Genomic DNA, 17,241 nt, shown 5'->3' with positions numbered 1-17,241 from the left:
GCCTGTTCGCGGGTGTACCAGGCGCGGGGTTGGACGAGGTCCAGGAAGAGCGCCTTGTCGTGACGGCTGACGAAGAGGGTGGGGAGGGGCCGGGCGGGATGGTGAGGACGTGCGGGCGCGTGGCGGTCAGGCCGGGCGGCAGCGCGTGCGGAGTGCCGGCGACGGCCACGACGACATGGCCATCCTCGCCCTGCGCACCCCGCCCCCCGTATGACCCGGCCGCGCCGGTGCCCACCCGCGAAGGGTGCGTCAGCGCGGCGTGGACCGGGCCGCCGGCGCGCTGCCGGTCGACTCCCTGATCTCCAGCCGGGTCGGCAGCACCAGCGGCCGCCCCGCGACCGCGTCCGGCCGGTCCATGGCCTTGCGCAACTCCCGCGCGCCGAGGCCTCCCAGTTCGAACGAGGGGAGTTGCACCGTGGTCAGGGACGGTTGCACGATCCGGGACATCGGCTGGTCGTCGGCGCCGGCCACGGACACCTCCTCCGGAACCCCGACCCCGAGGTCACGCAGCGCCGCCAGCGCGCCGAACGCCTGAAGGTCGGAGCCGCACACCAGCGCGGTCACTCCGGAGTCGCGCCAGGAGGGCCAGTTGCCCGCCACGCTGTCGTAGGCCGCCGTCACATCGATGGGGGAGCGCGCCACCACGACGCCCACCTGCTCCGACACCTTCCGCGCCTCGTCGGTGAACGCCCTGCGGCGCGCCTCCAGAGTCCGGGTCCGGGTGTCGATGTCGAGATAGGCGAACCTCCGGTGGCCGAGACCCGTCAGATGGCGGGCGAGTTCCCTGGCGCTGCCGCCGACGTCCAGGTTGACGCGCGGCAGGTCCTTCTGCCGCCCGGGGGAGTCGAGGATCACCACCGGGCACGAGGGGTTCAGGGACGTCACCAGGTCGCTTTCGACCGTGGAGATGATCAGGCCGTCCACGCCCAGGTCGAGCAGCCGCTGGACGCTCTCCTGGCTGACCGTCTGGCCCAGGGCGGTGACCACGGTGAGGACCTGGTACTCCGGGCTCAGTTCGCTCAGCAGGCCCATCTGCACACTGCTGAAGAACGGGGTCGCGACATCGGGCGCGACATAACCGACGATGCCGGTCCGGCCGGTGGAGAGGCTGCGGCCCCGGCGGTCGATACGGTATCCGAGCCGCTGCGCGGCCGCGTGGACCCTGTCCCGGGTGGCCTGGTTCGCCCTCCCGGAGTCCTTCCCGTTCAGGACCAGCGACACGATGGAAACCGACACCCCCGCCTCGGCGGCGACATCGGCGCCCGTAACCCGGCGGCGTGCCACGAGTGTCACTCCCTTCCCGCCGGACGCCGGCGACCAGCCCCTGCGAGCGCCGCGGCCCGGTCCGACCGGGCTCGCCAGCGTCGATGATACGTTCCGCGGATCCGGCGCCGGGCCCGGTGAGCACCGCACGTCCGGCGGCGGCCAGGACCGGCCGCCGTCAGACGTGTGCGCACGCGAGGACCGGGGTCAGTCCACGATCCTCAGGGCCCGCTCCGGGCAGGCCTCGACGGAGTTGCGGGCCTCCTCCAGCAGTTCGGCCGGGATCTCGTCGACCAGGGCGACGGCGATGCCGTTCTCCCGGAGGTCGTAGATCTTCGGCCAGCCGAAATAGCACAGACCGTGACCCTTGCAGAGGGCTTCGTCGACCTGCAGGCGTGGCATGGGTTTTCCTCCTACTGACTGCTGACGTGCTGTTGAGCTGCTGGCTGAGGGGTCAGCGCACGGCCACGCGGACCGACTCCATGCCCCAGATGACGAACGCGGAGTTGCGGCGCGGCTCCTCGACGAGTTCGAGGTCCGGGCACAGGTCCCGGATCGAGGTGAAGGTCTCCTCCAGCTCGATGCGGGCCAGCGGCGCGCCCAGGCAGGCGTGCACGCCGCCGCCGAAGTTGACGTGGCGGGAGGCGTTCACACGGCCGACGTCCAGCACCTCCGGGTCGGTGAACAGGCGCGGGTCGCGGTTGGCCGCGCCGTACAGCATCGCGATCTTCGAGCCGAAGGGGATCTTCCGGCCGGCGATCTCGACGTCGTCGGCCAGCACCCAGCGCTCGAACAGCTGCAACGGGGGATCCCAGCGGATGACCTCCTCCACCGCCTGCCGCGGGGCCACCTCCTGCGAGGTCACCCGCGCCCACTGGCCGGGGTGGCGCAGCAGGGCGGTCATGCCGTTGCCGGTCGTGTTGACCGTGGCCTCGTGACCGGCGTTCAGCAGGACGATCACCGTGGACACGATCTCGTCGTCGGTGAGCTTCCCGCCCTCCTCGGTCTCGGCCTGGACCAGTGCGCTCACCAGGGCGTCGTCGGGCTGCCGACGGCGCAGCGCGATGAGCTCGCGGACGTAGGCGATGAAGGCCGCGGCCGAGTCGTTGGCCCGCTTCGCCTGCTCCTCGGTGGTGTCCAGCTCGTACATCTTCACCATCGCGTGTGCCCAGTCCAGGAACAGCGGGGCCTGCTCCTGGTCGGCTCCGAGCAGTTCGCAGACGATCGACACCGAGTACGGCATCGCGTAGTCGTGCAGCAGGTCGAACTCGCCCTGCTCGACGAGGTCCGAGAGCAGCTTCCGGGAACGGGCGCGGACCGCGTCACGCATCTGCGTCACACGGCGCGGGGTGAAGGCGGAGGACACCAGCGAGCGGATGCGGGTGTGGTCCGGCTGTTCGAGGTCCAGCAGGCTCCACTTCTCGGCCTGCCAGAAGTCGGCCCACCGGGCGTCGCGCGGAGCGACCCCCATCTCCTCGGGGGTGTACTTGTGGCTGAAGTTCCGGGTGAGGCGGGCATCACGCTGGCACGCGAACACGTCCTCGTGGCGCGTCACGAGCCAGAGTCCCAGCGACTCCGCCCTGACGACGGGGGTGTTCTCCCGCAGATGGTTCAGAACCGGGTAGGGGTCCTTCAGGAACTCGGGGTCGGTCGGATCGAAAATCTGCGCGTCCTGCTGCGAACTGCCCATGGTTCTTCCTTTCAACGTCAACGCTCACCGGTGCGCCGGTGCACCGAACGCGGCTCCTCGGACGGCCTGCCGGCAGGCCGGTCAGCCGTTGGGCGGCCCCAGCCGCTCGCACTCCTCCGAGATCCTTCTGCGCGAGAGCATCGCGTCCCTCGGGCGGTTGATCGTCGTCGCACCGGTCAGCCGGTCGCCGAGCCGGTGCGTGACGAACAGGGCGCCGTCGCCGTCGTGTTCGACCTCGCTGTGCCCGCCCCCGAGGATGCGGCCGACATGCTGGATCTTCATGTCGAGCTGGTCGGACCAGAAGTACGGCACATGCGCGAACGGGGTCCGGGCCGCGCTCTCCCCGCGCAGCTCGCCCAGCAGGTTCGCGGCGGCCGTCGCGCCCTGCTCGCGGGCGGTGCTCCAGTGCTCGACACGCATCCGGGCGCCGAAGGCGGGGTTGTGCCAGCGCGCCGCGTCACCGGCGGCGTAGACCAGGTCCGCCGAGGTCCGGCAGTACGCGTCGGCCTCGATGCCGTCGCCCAGTTCCAGGCCGGATCCGGCCAGCCATCCGGTGGCCGGGCGCACCCCCACACCGGCGACGACGATGTCCGCCTCGATCGCCCGGCCGTCGTCCAGGACGACGGTGGAGACCCGCCCGTCGCCCCTGACCTCCGCGACCGAACGCGACGTCAGCAGGGTGACTCCGCCGTCCCGGTGGGCGGCGCACACCCGCTCGGCGGCCACCTCGCCGATCGCCGGGGCGAGCGGCAGCGGAAGCAGCTCGACGACGGTGACGTCGAGCCCCAGCCGGACGGCGGTCGCGGCCACCTCCAGGCCGATGAAGCCGGCGCCGACGAGCACGATCGACCGGGCGGTCCGCAGCGATCCGCGCAGCACGAGCGCGTCCTCGAGGGTGCGCAGCCGGCGCACCCGGGCCTGCTCGTCCGGGAACGGCAGGGGCCTGGACTCCGTCCCCGGGGCCAGGACGACCCCGGACGCCCGCAGCTCCGAACCGTCGCTCAGCCGCAGCACCCGCTGCCCGGAGTCCAGCCCGGTCACGGAAGCGCCCAGCGAGAGGGTGATCCCCAGCCGGGACCAGTCCGCGGTCGACTGGAACTGAAGCGCCGGGAGGCCGAGCCCGCCCTGGAGGACCTGCTTGGACAACGGCGGCCGGTCGTAGGGGAGTTGTGCCTCCGCCTCGATCAGCCGGATCTCGCCGTCATAGCCCTTGGTCCGCAGTGCCTGTGCGGCCGCGGTGCCGGCGACGGAACCGCCCACGACGCATATGCCCGGCCGATCACCCACGTGTTGCTCCAACTCACCAGCCGACAAGCGCTCGGCCGGCATTACGTGACCCGCCCGGCAGCACTGAACAGACTTCTGACAAATGAGTGGGGCAAGGAGCGGGGAAGGCTCCCCGACTCATGCCCTCACGGGGAACCTACGTCCCGGCGGCAAGTTTAGTCAACCGTTTGACTTGCGTGTCCGCGACGCGGGACAGGGCCTGCGGGAAGCTCACCGCATCTCACGGATGACGTTCTTGCTCAGCACGAAATGCGCGCCCTTCACGCCGTTGACCACCTGCGTCACCCTGAGGTCGCCGGCCACACTGAGCAGGGAGTAGGACTCCCGCTGGGACAGCCCCCACCGGCGCCCCATCTCGTAGACGGTCTCCGCGGCGGCGATGCGGACCGCTTCGTCGAGGTTCTCGTGGAAGCCGTGCACCATCACCTCCGTGTCGGTCTCCAGCAGCGGTGTGCGGATGCGCAGGTTCTTGTGCAGGACGAACTGGAGCATCACGTTCAGATGCCCCTCGATCGCGGTTCCCGAGATCTCGCCGTCGCCTTCGGCGAAGTGGGTGTCGCCGGCCCAGAACAGCGCCGACGGAACCTGGACGGGATAGAACATGCGGGTCCCCGGAACGAAGCTGCGGTTGTCGACGTTGCCGCCGAACTCTCCCGGCGGCACCGTGTGGATCCGGCCGCCCTGCGCCAGCGCCACCCCGGCGGTGCCCATGTGGGGGCGCAACGGCACGCTGACGCCGCGCAGCGCGGACTGGCGGGCGACGGTGTGCGGCTCGATGAGCGTGCCGGGGTACGGCGGCTCGTCGGCGTAGGGGTACGCGTACTGGAACAGGCCCTTGGCGGTGCCCTGTTGCCAGTCGGCCTCGTAGACCACCACGTGCTGGTGGGACTCCAGATCCGTGGTCGTCGCGTGGCCGAGCGGGGCGCGCACCGGTCCGTACAGCAGCCCCCAGTTGGCCTGGAAGTTGACGCCGTAGGGCAGACGCGGCTCCGCCTGGAGGAAACGGCACTCCAGGACGTCCCCGGGCTCGGCGCCGGTGACGGCGATGGGGCCCGTGACGATGTGCGGTCCAGGGCCCCGGTCGTTCTTGTCGATGTTCTCGTACACCTCGCGTACGCCGTCGTCCATCATGAGGTCGGGTGCCTCGCCGGCGTGGTGGGTCAGGCACTCCATCGCCACGACGTCGCCGGACCGGATCGTCAGCGCCGGTTCAAGCGCGTTGTCGAAATAGCCCCATTGGCAGGTCTCGGGGGTGGCGGTCAGCTTGTGGTACACGCAGGTCTCCCGTCATCCGGTGATGCGGCACTCGTACGAGGAAACTGGTGTTGCTGCCTGCTGGCCGCCGTCCATACCAGGACGGCGGGGGACACCCTCGCGCTCACCGTGGCCCCGAGCGTGTCCCGTCTCGCTGTCGTGGTCGTGTACTTGGCGCACGGATGGCAATCGCGGTGTCGACCTCCGCAGTATTGCATACGATATGTTGTAGACCATAGAGCCCTGCGGCGAGCTGTGCGGCCGCATCCGAGGTCACGGGCCTCGGCGGGCGCGGAATAATTGGTATACCGTTTCTGCCGTGGCTGTGACTTCGAGACGGAGAACGTCCCCGACGCGCCGGCGTGGGCCCCTGAGCGCAAGCTCGTGATCCGCGGTGGCGAGGTCGTCGCCCGCGATGGGTACGTCCTGCTCCGGACCCGTCCCGCAACACCTTCACCCGAAAGGTTCTCCACGTGCCGTCGGCGTCAGACGCCTCCAGTCACCGGCCGGGCCTGCGCGGCGCGTTGGACTCCCTGCGGGGAAACCGGCCCTTCCAGTGGCTGTGGTTCTCCAACGTGTTCTTCTTCGGCGGCGTGTGGACCCAGACCCTGGTACTCGGCTGGCTCGCGTTCGAGCTGACGCACTCCGAGCTCCTTGTCGCGGTGTTCACCGCCGCGCGCCTGGCGCCGATGTTCCTCGGTCCGGTGGCCGGCGCGTTCGCCGACCGGCACAACCGCGTCCGGCTGCTCGTCGTCGCCTGCGCCTGGGCCACGGGCGCGGGCACCGCGGTGGCGGCACTGGCCACGGCGGACCTGCTGCCGTACTGGGTACTGGTCGTCGGCGGCCTGGCCATCGGCCTCGCCCAGTCCCCGTCGCAGCCGGCCCGGGCCTCGGTGGTGCTCGAACTCGTGGGGCAGGAGAAACTCTCCAACGCCAACGCGCTCAACGCCATGGCGATGAACATGACGCAGGTGATCGGGCCGGGACTCGGCGGAGCCATGATCGCGGCGATGGGCGCTCCGGCCGCGCTGTGGGTCTCGACCGCCTGGTACGGGCTCTCACTCGTGCTGCTCCTGCCTCTGCGCGGGTACGGGAGGGTCGTCCACGACCAGGCGCAGTCGGTGCGGGCGATGGTCGTCGGCGGACTGCGGATCATCGCGCGCAGCCGGCTCGCGGTGGCGGTGCTCGTCGTCACCCTGGCGGCGAACACCCTGTTGTGGCCGGTGTACCAGGCCTTCATGCCGGTCTTCGCCGAGGAGTCCCTCGGGCTCGACGCCGCGGGACTTGGCGCTCTGCTGACGTGCGGCGGCGTCGGGGGACTGGTCGGTTCACTCGTCATCGCCGGTATGGGCGACTTCCCTTACAAGGGTGGGGTGTTCGTCTTCGGCACCACGGCCTGGGCCGCCCTGTGGGCGGTGTTCGCCCTGTCCCGCACGGTGTCGTTGTCGTTCGCGCTCATGTGCGTCATCGGCCTCACCAACGCGGCCTTCGGGGTGCTGCAGACCACCCTGTTGCTGCTGACGACCGATCCGGCCGTTCACGGCCGGGCACTGGGACTCCAGGAACTCTGCATCGGCGTCATGCCTGTTGCCACCCTTGTCCTCGGCGCGACGGCGGAGCGGGCAGGGGTGGCCAGGACGGTGTTCTGCGCGGCTCTCCTCCTTGTCTGCGGGCTCGGGGTTCTGGCGCTGCGCGTGCCGGCGCTGCTGACGTTCGGCGGCCGCCGTACTCCATGACGAGTGCGGCGGCACGGAGGCCGCGGAAGCCGGAGACGCCGCTTCAGCTCTCCTGGCCGACGGGTTCGGCGTCGGCGCCGGGCTTCCAGCGCGCGAAGATCGTGCTGCCGCCCCAGTCGCAGACCAGGCCGAGCAGGACACCTACCGCCAGGGAGGCCAGCAGTACCACCCAGTCGTTGTCCTTGATGGCGAAGAGCGAGTAGCAGCCCACGAAGGTGCCCGGGACGAACGACGTCCACTTGAACCGTCCGAGCAGCACGATGCACATGACGAAGAAGCCCACGGAGACCGCGTAGGCCGAGTTGGCGCTGCCCAGCAGGTCCGCGCCCTGGAGCATCAGCCAGGCGCACCCCACGCCCGCGAACGAGGACGACACGGTGAGCGCCGCCCCGGGAATCAGGCGTATGCCGCAGGCGAAGTACGCCGTGCAGCCGGCGAATCCCGCCCATGCCGAAAGGTCCATCAGGCCCGCGAATCCGCCCCAGAGACCGCAGAGCAGGCCGGTGAACGCCGCCGTGGCAAGCCGGTAGAAGTTCAAACCATTCTCCCCTGAGATGGTGTGAAGGAAGGCGGCGGACCGCCCCGGTCGCCGCCAGGGCGGTCCGGGGCGGTCCGCCGCGGGGTCAGGCGAGCTTCTCGGCGAGGGCGAGAGCCGCCTTCTCGAAGACCACGGCGGGCGGGTAGGTGATCCCGGCGCCGATCATGCCGATGCCCGGCTCCTTGTGCGCGATGGCGGTGTTGATGACGGGCAGGATGCCGGTGTCGAGCACCTTGCGGACGTCGATCCCGGTCGGCAGGCCCTGGAAGCCGAGCGAGGGGATCGTGATGTTCGGGTTCTGCGCGGTGGTGATCTCGCCCATGTCCCGCGTGTAGGCGACGGCCTCCTCGACGGTGCCGCCCACGAGCGCCACGATCGCGGGCGCCGCGGCCATGGCGAAGCCGCCGAAGCCGTACGTCTCACTGATGGCGCTGTCACCGATGTCGAGCCCGGAGTCCTCGGGCTTGTAGCCGGCGAACATGGGGCCGATGACCTTCTGCGCCGGTCCGGTCAGCCAGTGGTTGCCCGGCAGCCCGCTGACCCGGATCCCGAACTCGACACCGTTGCGGGCCATCGTCGTCACGATCGTCGAGCCCTCGACGCCGTGCGCGGCGTCCAGCGCCGCCTTGGCCACGGCCAGCCAGGTCGGCCCGGAGAAGTAGTCCGAGCTGGCGATGAAGTCGAAGACCTCCTTCTTCTGCTCGGTCGTGAAACCCGTCTGCAGCAGCGAGGGGGCGAGCGCCTGCATGAGCAGCAGGGTGCCCGCGATGTTGCGGTTGTGCGCCTCGTCGCCCATGTGCAGCGCCTGGGCCAGCAGCAGGCGCAGGTCGATCGGTCCGCCGATCTCCATGGCCTCCTTCAGCATGGGGCCGAGGACGTCCCGCATCCAGACCAGCCGGTCGATGACGCTCTGGTCGTTGGCGCCCATGCGAAGGATCTTCGCCATCTGCTCGGACAGGTTGGTGTAGGCGTAGTTGCCGTGCGTCTCGTTGTGCAGGACGTGCATGTACATCGACGCCGAGGTGACCCCCGCCATGGAACCCACGCAGTCGTGCTCGTGGCACGGCGAGAAGGTGATGGCACCGGAGGCGGCGACCTTCTCGGCCTCGGCGAGGTCGGCGGCGAGGCCCTCGAAGACGATCGCGCCGAGCACGGCGCCCTTCATCGGGCCGGACATCCGCTCCCAGGTGATGGGCGGTCCGGCATGGATGATCGTGGTCGGGGTCATGCCGGGCACGACGTCGATCGCCCGGCCGAAGCCCACCAGCATGGGCTTGGCGCTGGTGATCCGCTCGATCGCCTCGGCGTTGGCCGCCTCGATCCGCGCGGCGATGTCCGGCCGGGCCAGGAGGTCGAGCGCGGCGATCACCTCGGGGTTGCCGCCGCCCGGGGGTGTCCAGTCGAGGGTGGTGACCTTCGCGCCCTGGGCGGAGATGTCGTCGTCGAACATCGCCAGGCCGACGTTGACGACGTTCAGCTCGCCGTCGAAGAGCTGGGTGGTGGGGCTGGTCATGCGCGGGTTCCCTCCCGGACGATGGCGCGGGCGTACTGCCCGGTTTCGGTGCTGCTGCGGGTGACGGTGACCCCCGCGGACTCGAGCGCGGCGACCTGCTCGGCCAGCGACGGCTTGTCGAGGTCGGTACCGAGCACGTAGCCGACGATCTCCAGATGACGTCCGGTCGCGGCGGCGATGCTCTTCGCCTCGGCGATCGCCGGCAGCGTGACCCCGACCGGGTCCTCGTGCGCGCCGAACCCGAGGACGAAGTCCATGACGATGACGCCGACCGACGGGTCCTGCGCCTCCCGCACCAGGCGCTCCAGCCGCGGGGACGGGTCGATCATCGGGTGCGGACGGCCGTTGGTGAACTCGTCGTCGCCGAAGTCGAGGAAGGTGTGGCCCCGGCTGGCGTCCGCGGCGTGCAGGACGTGGGCGGGGTCCTTCTGGATGTTGCTCCAGACCTCCTCGCCGGCGTCGAGCAGCGCGTACATCGACTCGTCGCACAGGGTGCCGCCGCAGAACAGCCCGCGTACGTGGCGCTGTTCTGCGTTCAGCTTGGCGCGCACGGCCTCGACGCGGTCGGCGTCGAGACCCGGAACGGCCGACTCCGGGTCGCTGGTCAGGCGTACGGCCTGGAGGGCGGCGTCCTGGCTGCTCGCGGCGAAGTGCCCGCCGGCCTCGGTGACGGCCTGCTCGGATCCGCCGATGAAGTACACGACGACGGGCTTGCCCGCGGTGGCGATCTCGGCGAGGACCTTCCGCTCGACCTCCGGGGCCGGCGGCTTGGAGACGAGCAGGATCGCCTCCGTCCGCGGGTCGGCGGCCAGGGCGCGGATGCCGTCGATCATCATGACGCCACCGACCTCGGCGCTCAGATCGCGTCCGCCGGTGCCGATGAGCTGCGAGATTCCGCCGCCGAGGGCGTGGACGCGCACGCTGACTTCCTGCGAGCCGGTGCCGGAGGCCGCGACGATGCCGATCGACCCGGGACGGACCGCGTTGGCGAAGCAGAGACCGACGTTGTTGATGATCGCGGTTCCGCAGTCCGGACCCATCATCAGCAGGCCCTTGTCATGGGCGAGCGTCTTCAGCGCGATCTCGTCGGCGAGTGCGACGTTGTCGCTGAACATCAGGACGTGCAGGTCGTTCTCCAGCGCCTTGCGGGCCTCGCGGGCCGCGTACGCGCCGTTGACGGCGATGACGGCGAGGTTCGCCGTCGGGTCCGCCTGGGCCGCGGAGGCGATGGTGCGGTGGACGACCTTCGCCTCGCCGCCGGCCGGCGCCTTGCGCACCAGGAGCTCCTCGACCCCGGCGATGACGGTGCCGGTGTCGACGCCGTCGGCCGTCACGACGACGATCATGAGGTCGCCGTTGCCCGCCCCCTCGACCTCCGGCGTGAGGAGGTCGAGGTTCTTCAGCACTCCCTTGTTCATCTCGGTGGCCATCGCGACGAAGGCCTGGTCGACGCCCTCGAACTGGTTCGCCTTCGTCGAGATCGACATCAGGGACACCGAGTCGAAATAGGTGTTCTTCTTGACCACTGCTGTGACGTTCACATGGAACCTCTCAGTTCTGCTTCCAGGCGGAGTCCGGTCAGCAGGCCGGACAGGAGGTCGGTCCCGGAGGTGTGGCCGATGCCGAGCACACGGCGGACCGGGACTCGAAGGTGCTCGGCTTGCTGCGCGGCGTCCCGTCCGTCCGGGACGAGGAGACGGTGCAGAAGGTCGAGCAGGCTCTGGCGGGCACGCCCCCGGAGGGCCTCGCGCAGTGTGATGCGGCTCAGCGGCGTCGTACGGTCCGGGTGACGGTCCAGCACACCGCGGACGACCTCGACGTACGCGGACAGACGGCTGCCCGGCTGGGCCGCCGGCAGAGCCATTCCGGTCAGGAAGTCGTCACCGGCCGGGGTGAGCCCCGGCCCGAGGCCGAGCAGCTGCGTGATCGCCGACGCCATGCCCGGGAGGTCCCCGGCCCGCACGGCTCGTTCCAGCGCGTTGCGTCCCCGGCGTAGCCGGGCACCGATCTCGGCGTCGAAGACGCTCACCGGTCCTCGCGGGGTGTGCATGCCCCCGGCGACGCCGTGCGTGTGCAGCAGCTCCGCCAGCACCCGTGCCCGGGCGAGCAGCTCCTGCGCACCGAGTCCCAGCACGATCGATTCGGCATACCATGTGTCGGGATCGTCGAGCGTCACTGCGTGTTTCGCCGGCTCCCCGAGGATGATCGCATCGGCGGTCAGCGTGACGGGGTCGCCCACGGTGAGGCGCCAGGCCGACCACTCCGCGAGGTCGACACGGATGCTCCAGGGCGCGTCGTCGAGAACGCGCGCACATAGCGTGATGAGTTCATCGTCGCAGGTCAGCAGGTTTACGGCGCGACCGAAGATGGACTCCACGCGTGCTGTGAGAGGGCCGGGACGCAGACGCGCGGCCAGCTCTTCGTCGATGGAGAGCGCCGGAGTCGAGGTCGGCAGAGTAGGCGATGTCATGACCCCTCCCCGTCGTGCGGGCGTTTCCAGCCGAGGATCCCTTTCGCCTAAAAGGTATACCATCTGGTTTTGCTGTGGAACGTTGGGCATCTTGTCCGCCCAGCGAGACAAGGAGAGGGGAACGAGCATGCGAGTCGTCGTGGCACTGGGTGGGAACGCCCTGGCGCGTCGTGGAGAGCCGATGACGGCCGACCGGCTGCGCACCAATGTGAAGTCGACCTGCGAGGCCCTGGCGGGCCTCGCCCGCGAGCACGAGGTCGTCATCACACACGGGAACGGGCCGCAGGTCGGCCTGCTCGCGCTGCAGAACCTGGCCTACCAGGACGTCGCCGCCTACCCCCTGGACATCCTGGGGGCGGAGACGCAGGGCATGATCGGCTACGTCATCCAGCAGGAGCTGTCCAACGCGCTCGCCGGCGAGCGTGAGGTGGCGGCCGTGCTCACCACGACGGTGGTCGACGAGGGGGACCCGGCTTTCGAGCGGCCGACCAAGCTCATCGGCCCGACCTACTCGGCCCAGGACGCTGCCGAGGCGGCCGCGGAGTACCGGTGGACGATCGCGCGCGACGGCGGTTCCTTCCGCCGCGTCGTGCCCTCACCCAACCCGCTCCGGGTGGTCCAGGCGCCGGTCGTGCGCCTGCTGTTGGAGAACCAGCGGCTCGTGGTCTGCGTCGGCGGCGGCGGGGTGCCGGTGAGGATCGACGGCAAGGGCCGCGAGATCGGCATGCAGGCCGTGGTCGACAAGGACCTCGCCAGCGCGGCGCTGGCCGCGGAACTGGAGGCCGACACCCTCGTCATGCTGACGGACGGCGACTACGTCAGCGAGAACTGGGGCACCCCGCAGCAGCGGGACATCAAGACCGCGTCCGCCGACGCCATTTCCCAACTCCCCTTCGCCGAGGGGTCGATGCAGCCCAAGATCGACGCCGCGATCCACGTCGCGAGGGCCGGCGGACGTGCCCTCATCGGGCCGCTGGACCGGCTCGACGACCTGCTGGCCCGCAAGGTCGGCACCGAGATCCGCGCGGACGTCGACGCCGGCATCGTCTACGTGTGACGGGGCCGCTCTTGCGGCCGCGGCGGTTCCCCGGACGGCGACGGGCCGTGTGCGGGGACCGCTGTCTCATCGGCAAAGGAAACGGAGGGCCCGCCCATGGCCGACACTCCACGCGACAAGATCTCCCCGGCCCGCCGGTGGACGGCCCGCGCGCTGGCGGCGGGTGCCGCGGCGCTGACCCTTGCCGCCTGCTCGGCGAGAGCGGACTCCGTGCCGCCGAGCAGTGCCCCAACGCCTCCGGTGCCGGCCCCGGCGACGAGCCGGTCACCCAGCACCGTGAGCAGTGGGGACGCGACCGCGCAGCTCCTCGCGGCGGCGGGGGACAACGACACGAGCTCCGCGGCCAGGGCCATCGAGGCCGGCGCGAACCTCGAAGCGCGCGACGACCGGGGACGGACACCGCTTGTCGTGGCCACCAAGGCCAACCACGTCAAGCTGGCCCGCCTGCTGCTGGAGTCCGGCGCGGATCCCAACGCGAAGGACAAGATCCAGGACTCCGCCTTCCTGTACGCCGGGGCGGAGGGACTCGACGAGATCCTCAAACTCACCCTCGAGCACGGCGCCGACGTGCGCAGCACCAATCGCTACGGCGGGACCGCTCTGATCCCCGCCGGCGAACACGGACACGTCGAGACCGTCCGGATCCTGCTGGCGGCCGGTGTACCCGTCAACCACGTCAACAACCTGTCGTGGACCGCCCTGCACGAAGCGATCGTGCTCGGAAACGGCTCCCGGGACCACGTCACGGTGGTCAGACTGCTCCTCGCGGCGGGCGCGGACCCGTCGATCCCCGACAAACAGGGAGTCCTGCCCCGCGACCTCGCGGCACGGCGCGGCTACCAGGAGATCGTGAAGGAGATCGACCGGGCGTCCTGACAAGGGGAGGCAGCGTGAACAGCAGTGCGAACGGCCTACCATCTACGGAATGTTGAAGCAACAAGGTGACGGTCCCGCCTGCCGGGAAGAGGTACCGGTGTGGCGCGTGCCGGGGATGCGACCCCTGCTGGCCTCGACGGCGCTGGGCTTCGCCGGCCTGTCGTTGCTGATGCCGGTCGCCCCCCTGTGGGCCCTTGAAGGCGGGGCGGACGAACTGGGCGCGGGCCTGGTCAACACCGTACTGATGCTCTTCACGGTGATCGCCCAGCTGCTGGTCGGCCGGATCCTCCAACGCCTGGGCTGGCAGAGGTCACTGGCCCTCGGCTCGTGCCTGCTCGGACTCCCCGCCCTGGGGCATCTGGCCACCGGCCAGGCGGCAGCCGTCATGGGCCTCGCGGCGGTGCGGGGCCTCGGGTTCGGCATCCTCACCGTGTGCGGTGCCACCGGAGTCGCCGCGCTCGTCGAACCCGCCCGCCGCGGCCGGGCGGTCGGCGCCTACGGGCTCGCCATCGCGGCCCCTCAGTGCCTGCTCATCCCGGTCGCGCCCTGGCTGGCCGAACGCGTCGGATTCTGGCTGGTGTTCACATGCGCGGCCGTGCCGCTGCTCGCCATCCCGCTGGCACCGCGCGTGGCACGCGCCCTGCACGACAGCGGCGACGTATCCACCGCACCCGCCGAAGCACGGGACACGAGCCGGCTGCGCCGCGTCCTGATCGGTCCGATCGCGGCGCTGCTCGCCATCACTGCGGCCGGCGGCGCCATCCTCACCTTCACCCCCCGCCTGCTGTCCGACCCGGTCGCCGTCTACCTCGCGCTCCTGGCGTTCACCGCTACGGCGGCGCTGAGCCGATGGGGGTTCGGACACGTCGCGGACCGCAGGGGCGCCGCCCCGGCGATCGCCCCGCTGCTGATCGCCGGCGCTGCCGGACTCGCCGTGATCGGCGCGGGCACGGCAGGCCGGTCCGGTGCGGCCGGCCCGGTTCTGGTCGTGGCCGGCATGCTCGTCGTGGGCGTGGCGTACGGGGGCCTGCAGAACCTGACGCTGGTGCAGGCCTTCGCGGCCGCCGGCGAGCGGGCCCGCTCCTCCGTCAGCGTCGCCTGGAACGTCGGCTTCGACGCCGGCACCGGGCTCGGTGCCTTCGCGGCGGGAGCGGTCGTCACCGTGAGTTCCTACACGGTCGCGTACGCGGTTCTCGCCGCCGCCACCGCTCTTGTGGGCGCCTGCTGGGCGGGCGCACGGTGGCGGAGCCGCGGCGCGGCACGGTGAGCCCCGTCCCGAACGGCTCGACGACCCGCCGCCCTCACTCCACGGAGAGCCGGGGCGGCGTGCCCGGCATCGCGTGGCGGGAACCTCGGTCGGCGTGCGGCGGGAACCGCGGTCGGCGTGCCCGGCCTTACGCGGGGGGAACCTCGGTCGGCGCGCCCGGCCTCGTACGGCGGGACGACCCCGCGCCCGCCAGGGTGGCCGTAGCGGCGGCCGCCAGCAGCAGCACGACCAGGGGAACCCGGATCGCCGTGGTGAAGCCGTGCACCGCAGCGGCCCGTGTGCCGCCGTGGAACGCCGCGGCGGCACTGGCGGCCACGGTGTTGAAGGCGGCCGATCCGATGGAACCCCCCATCTGCTGCGCTGAGTTGACAGAGGCCGAGGCGATCCCCGAGTCCTGGGCCGGCACGTCGGCGGTGGCGCTGGTCATGATGGCCAGGAAGCTGCCGCCGTTGCCGACGCTGAACGTGACCAGCGCGGGGAGGACGTTCGCGGCGTAACCGGAGTCCGGCGTCAGCAGCGTGAACTGGAACAGCCCGCAGGCGGCGAGGGCAAGGCCCGCCGTCATCATGAATCGGGGGCCGAGCCTGGGCAGCAGGCGCGTGCCGAGCTGGGTGGCGGTCGCGGTGGTGACGACGCTGATGGGCAGGAAGCCCAGTCCGCTGGCCACCGCGGACCAGCCCAGCACGGTCTGCAAGTAGTAGGTGAGGAAGAGCGAGACGGACAGCTGCGCCATCATCAGGGCGCCACCGGCCAGCAGCGCGGCGACGCGGCGGCGGTCGCGCAGCAGCCGCGGCGGCAGAAGCGGGGTGGCGGCACGGGTCTGCCACCAGGCGAACGCCATGAGCAGGGCCATTCCTCCGGCCAGTGCCCCGAGCACGGACGGCGAGGTCCAGCCCTGGGCCTCGGCCCGGCTGCAGCCGTACACCACGGTCGTCAGACCGCCACAGCCCAGTACAGCCCCGGCGACATCGACACGTCCGGACGGACGCCGCGCCCGGTCGCGGGGTGTCCATATGCTGCCGAGCAGCGCCAGAAGGGCGATGGGCACATTGACCAGCAGGCACCAGCGCCAGCCCGCCCACTGGGTGAGCAGCCCGCCGAGCACCACTCCGAGGGAGCCTCCGGCGCCGCCGAGAGCGCCGAAGACGGCGATGGCCTTGCGACGCTCACGGGGGTCGGTGAAGGTGGTGGCGACCAGGGCGAGCGCCGAGGCGGCGAGCAGGGCCGCGAAGGCGCCTTGCACGGCCCGGGCGGCGAACAGGACCTGAGCGGTGGGCGCGACGCCTCCGGCGGCCGAGGCCAGCGCGAAGCCCAGCAGCCCCGACATGAACACCCGCTTGCGCCCCGCGTGGTCGGCGATGCGCCCGGCGAGCAGGAGCAGCCCGCCGAACGCGACGGTGTACGAGGTGACCACCCACGGCCGGTCCCCGTCCGCCATCCCCAACTGCCTCTGCATGGACGGCAGCGCCACATTCACGATGGTGCTGTCCAGCAGGATCATCAACTGCGCCAGTCCGAGGACGCACAGCGCCCACCAGCGCCGGGGGTCGGGAAGGGGTGGCTGAGGAACGGGGATCGAGGTCGGTGTGGGCTGCATGCTTTTCTGTATACCAAAAAAGCAGAATGGGATACCAAGCGTGGGGGTGGGTTCGGCGGCGGGGATGTTCAGGCCGCGGCGGGCTTCGGGGTGCCGCCGTCGTGGGTGTCGTCGAGCCGTTCGGCCGGCCCGCTCCAGGAGGGGGCGCCGGCCAACGGGTCGGCGTCCACCGGCGATCCGTTCCTGTAGCTACCTGCTGGCGGCGTCGATCGGTGAGGCCCGCTCAATTTTCTTCATCCCACCCCTTCTCGAAGTCATCAGATGACTGCTAATTATGTCACCAGAGGCCCGGTAGTGGGCCTCGTCACAGCCCGACCCCTCACACCCCCCGGGTTGTCCCTTGCCTCGGCTCCTCTCCGAAGCCTGAGCGTCCTCTGAAGGAGGTCGGCTCCTTTGCACAGATCGGATTCTCTCGACCCGGACACCGGCGACATGTCCGCCGACTCGGCCGGCGCATTCATGGCGAACGGACGCCGCGAGGCATCACCCACCCACACTGCGGCCAGTACAACTCGCTGATCCCGCACGGCCGTCACCACCACTGACCGAGCCGTGCCGCGGATCCAGGACCGGCCACGACCAGCCGGGTGCGACACCGAGGCCCAGACCCGTGACCGGCCGGGCTCCGGCGGTCACCAGCGGGTTTCTCCAGGCCTCCACCGCGGCTGAGCAGCACGTCTCCCGAGGTCACCT

14 protein-coding genes are annotated in these 17,241 nt (G+C 70.9%); 4 read left to right on the top strand and 10 right to left on the bottom strand.

Annotated elements, in window-relative coordinates; all coding sequences use genetic code 11:
• Nucleotides 1-249 precede the first annotated feature (249 nt).
• The 5 genes from ACWC91_RS28185 to ACWC91_RS28165 all read right to left on the bottom strand — a co-directional run bounded on the left by ACWC91_RS28185 (nt 250) and on the right by ACWC91_RS28165 (nt 5,515).
• Nucleotides 250-1,284 carry a LacI family DNA-binding transcriptional regulator gene (locus ACWC91_RS28185; protein WP_450642955.1) on the bottom strand — a complete coding sequence of 345 codons (1,035 nt, stop codon included), beginning with the start codon at nt 1,282-1,284 and terminating at the stop codon, nt 250-252.
• Nucleotides 1,285-1,470: 186 nt separating this feature from the next.
• Nucleotides 1,471-1,665 carry a ferredoxin gene (locus ACWC91_RS28180; RefSeq protein WP_450642956.1) on the bottom strand — a complete coding sequence of 65 codons (195 nt, stop codon included), beginning with the start codon at nt 1,663-1,665 and terminating at the stop codon, nt 1,471-1,473.
• A 52-nt stretch (nt 1,666-1,717) separates the two neighbouring features.
• Complete coding sequence (locus ACWC91_RS28175; RefSeq protein ID WP_281155437.1) at nt 1,718-2,953, bottom strand: cytochrome P450; 1,236 nt, start codon at nt 2,951-2,953, stop codon at nt 1,718-1,720.
• A gap of 81 nt (nt 2,954-3,034) precedes the next feature.
• On the bottom strand, nt 3,035-4,240 hold the full coding sequence (locus ACWC91_RS28170; RefSeq protein ID WP_450642958.1) for an NAD(P)/FAD-dependent oxidoreductase: 1,206 nt from the start codon (nt 4,238-4,240) through the stop codon (nt 3,035-3,037).
• A 210-nt stretch (nt 4,241-4,450) separates the two neighbouring features.
• On the bottom strand, nt 4,451-5,515 hold the full coding sequence (locus tag ACWC91_RS28165; RefSeq protein ID WP_281155439.1) for an acetamidase/formamidase family protein: 1,065 nt from the start codon (nt 5,513-5,515) through the stop codon (nt 4,451-4,453).
• A gap of 452 nt (nt 5,516-5,967) precedes the next feature.
• Between ACWC91_RS28165 and ACWC91_RS28160 the strand changes: the two genes are divergently transcribed.
• Nucleotides 5,968-7,230, top strand: coding sequence for an MFS transporter (locus tag ACWC91_RS28160; protein ID WP_450642960.1), 1,263 nt, complete (start codon nt 5,968-5,970; stop codon nt 7,228-7,230).
• A 43-nt stretch (nt 7,231-7,273) separates the two neighbouring features.
• Here ACWC91_RS28160 and ACWC91_RS28155 read toward each other — a convergent pair whose 3' ends face one another.
• The 4 genes from ACWC91_RS28155 to ACWC91_RS28140 form a co-directional block, all read right to left on the bottom strand.
• Nucleotides 7,274-7,768, bottom strand: coding sequence for a DUF1097 domain-containing protein (locus tag ACWC91_RS28155; RefSeq protein WP_225078789.1), 495 nt, complete (start codon nt 7,766-7,768; stop codon nt 7,274-7,276).
• 85 nt (nt 7,769-7,853) lie between these two features.
• On the bottom strand, nt 7,854-9,281 hold the full coding sequence (locus ACWC91_RS28150) for an oxamate carbamoyltransferase subunit AllG family protein (RefSeq protein WP_450642962.1): 1,428 nt from the start codon (nt 9,279-9,281) through the stop codon (nt 7,854-7,856).
• On the bottom strand, nt 9,278-10,822 hold the full coding sequence (fdrA, locus tag ACWC91_RS28145) for an acyl-CoA synthetase FdrA (RefSeq protein WP_281155442.1): 1,545 nt from the start codon (nt 10,820-10,822) through the stop codon (nt 9,278-9,280). Before fdrA ends, ACWC91_RS28150 begins: the two co-directional genes overlap by 4 nt.
• Entirely contained in the window at nt 10,819-11,751 is a 933-nt protein-coding gene (locus tag ACWC91_RS28140) for a DUF2877 domain-containing protein (RefSeq protein ID WP_450642964.1), read from the bottom strand. Before ACWC91_RS28140 ends, fdrA begins: the two co-directional genes overlap by 4 nt.
• A gap of 127 nt (nt 11,752-11,878) precedes the next feature.
• Between ACWC91_RS28140 and ACWC91_RS28135 the strand changes: the two genes are divergently transcribed.
• From ACWC91_RS28135 to ACWC91_RS28125, 3 genes are all read left to right on the top strand, one after another.
• Nucleotides 11,879-12,808, top strand: a complete 930-nt coding sequence (locus ACWC91_RS28135) for a carbamate kinase (RefSeq protein ID WP_281155444.1) — start codon at nt 11,879-11,881, stop codon at nt 12,806-12,808.
• A 96-nt stretch (nt 12,809-12,904) separates the two neighbouring features.
• On the top strand, nt 12,905-13,684 hold the full coding sequence (locus tag ACWC91_RS28130) for an ankyrin repeat domain-containing protein (protein WP_450642966.1): 780 nt from the start codon (nt 12,905-12,907) through the stop codon (nt 13,682-13,684).
• Between the two features lie 49 nt (nt 13,685-13,733).
• On the top strand, nt 13,734-14,951 hold the full coding sequence (locus tag ACWC91_RS28125) for an MFS transporter (RefSeq protein ID WP_376503101.1): 1,218 nt from the start codon (nt 13,734-13,736) through the stop codon (nt 14,949-14,951).
• A gap of 127 nt (nt 14,952-15,078) precedes the next feature.
• Here ACWC91_RS28125 and ACWC91_RS28120 read toward each other — a convergent pair whose 3' ends face one another.
• On the bottom strand, nt 15,079-16,548 hold the full coding sequence (locus tag ACWC91_RS28120; RefSeq protein ID WP_450642968.1) for an MFS transporter: 1,470 nt from the start codon (nt 16,546-16,548) through the stop codon (nt 15,079-15,081).
• Nucleotides 16,549-17,241: the final 693 nt, after the last annotated feature.

Source organism: Streptomyces sp. NPDC001204, assembly GCF_053598035.1.
Note: the sequence above shows the minus strand (reverse complement) of the source record. Positions and strands in the feature narration are given on the sequence as shown.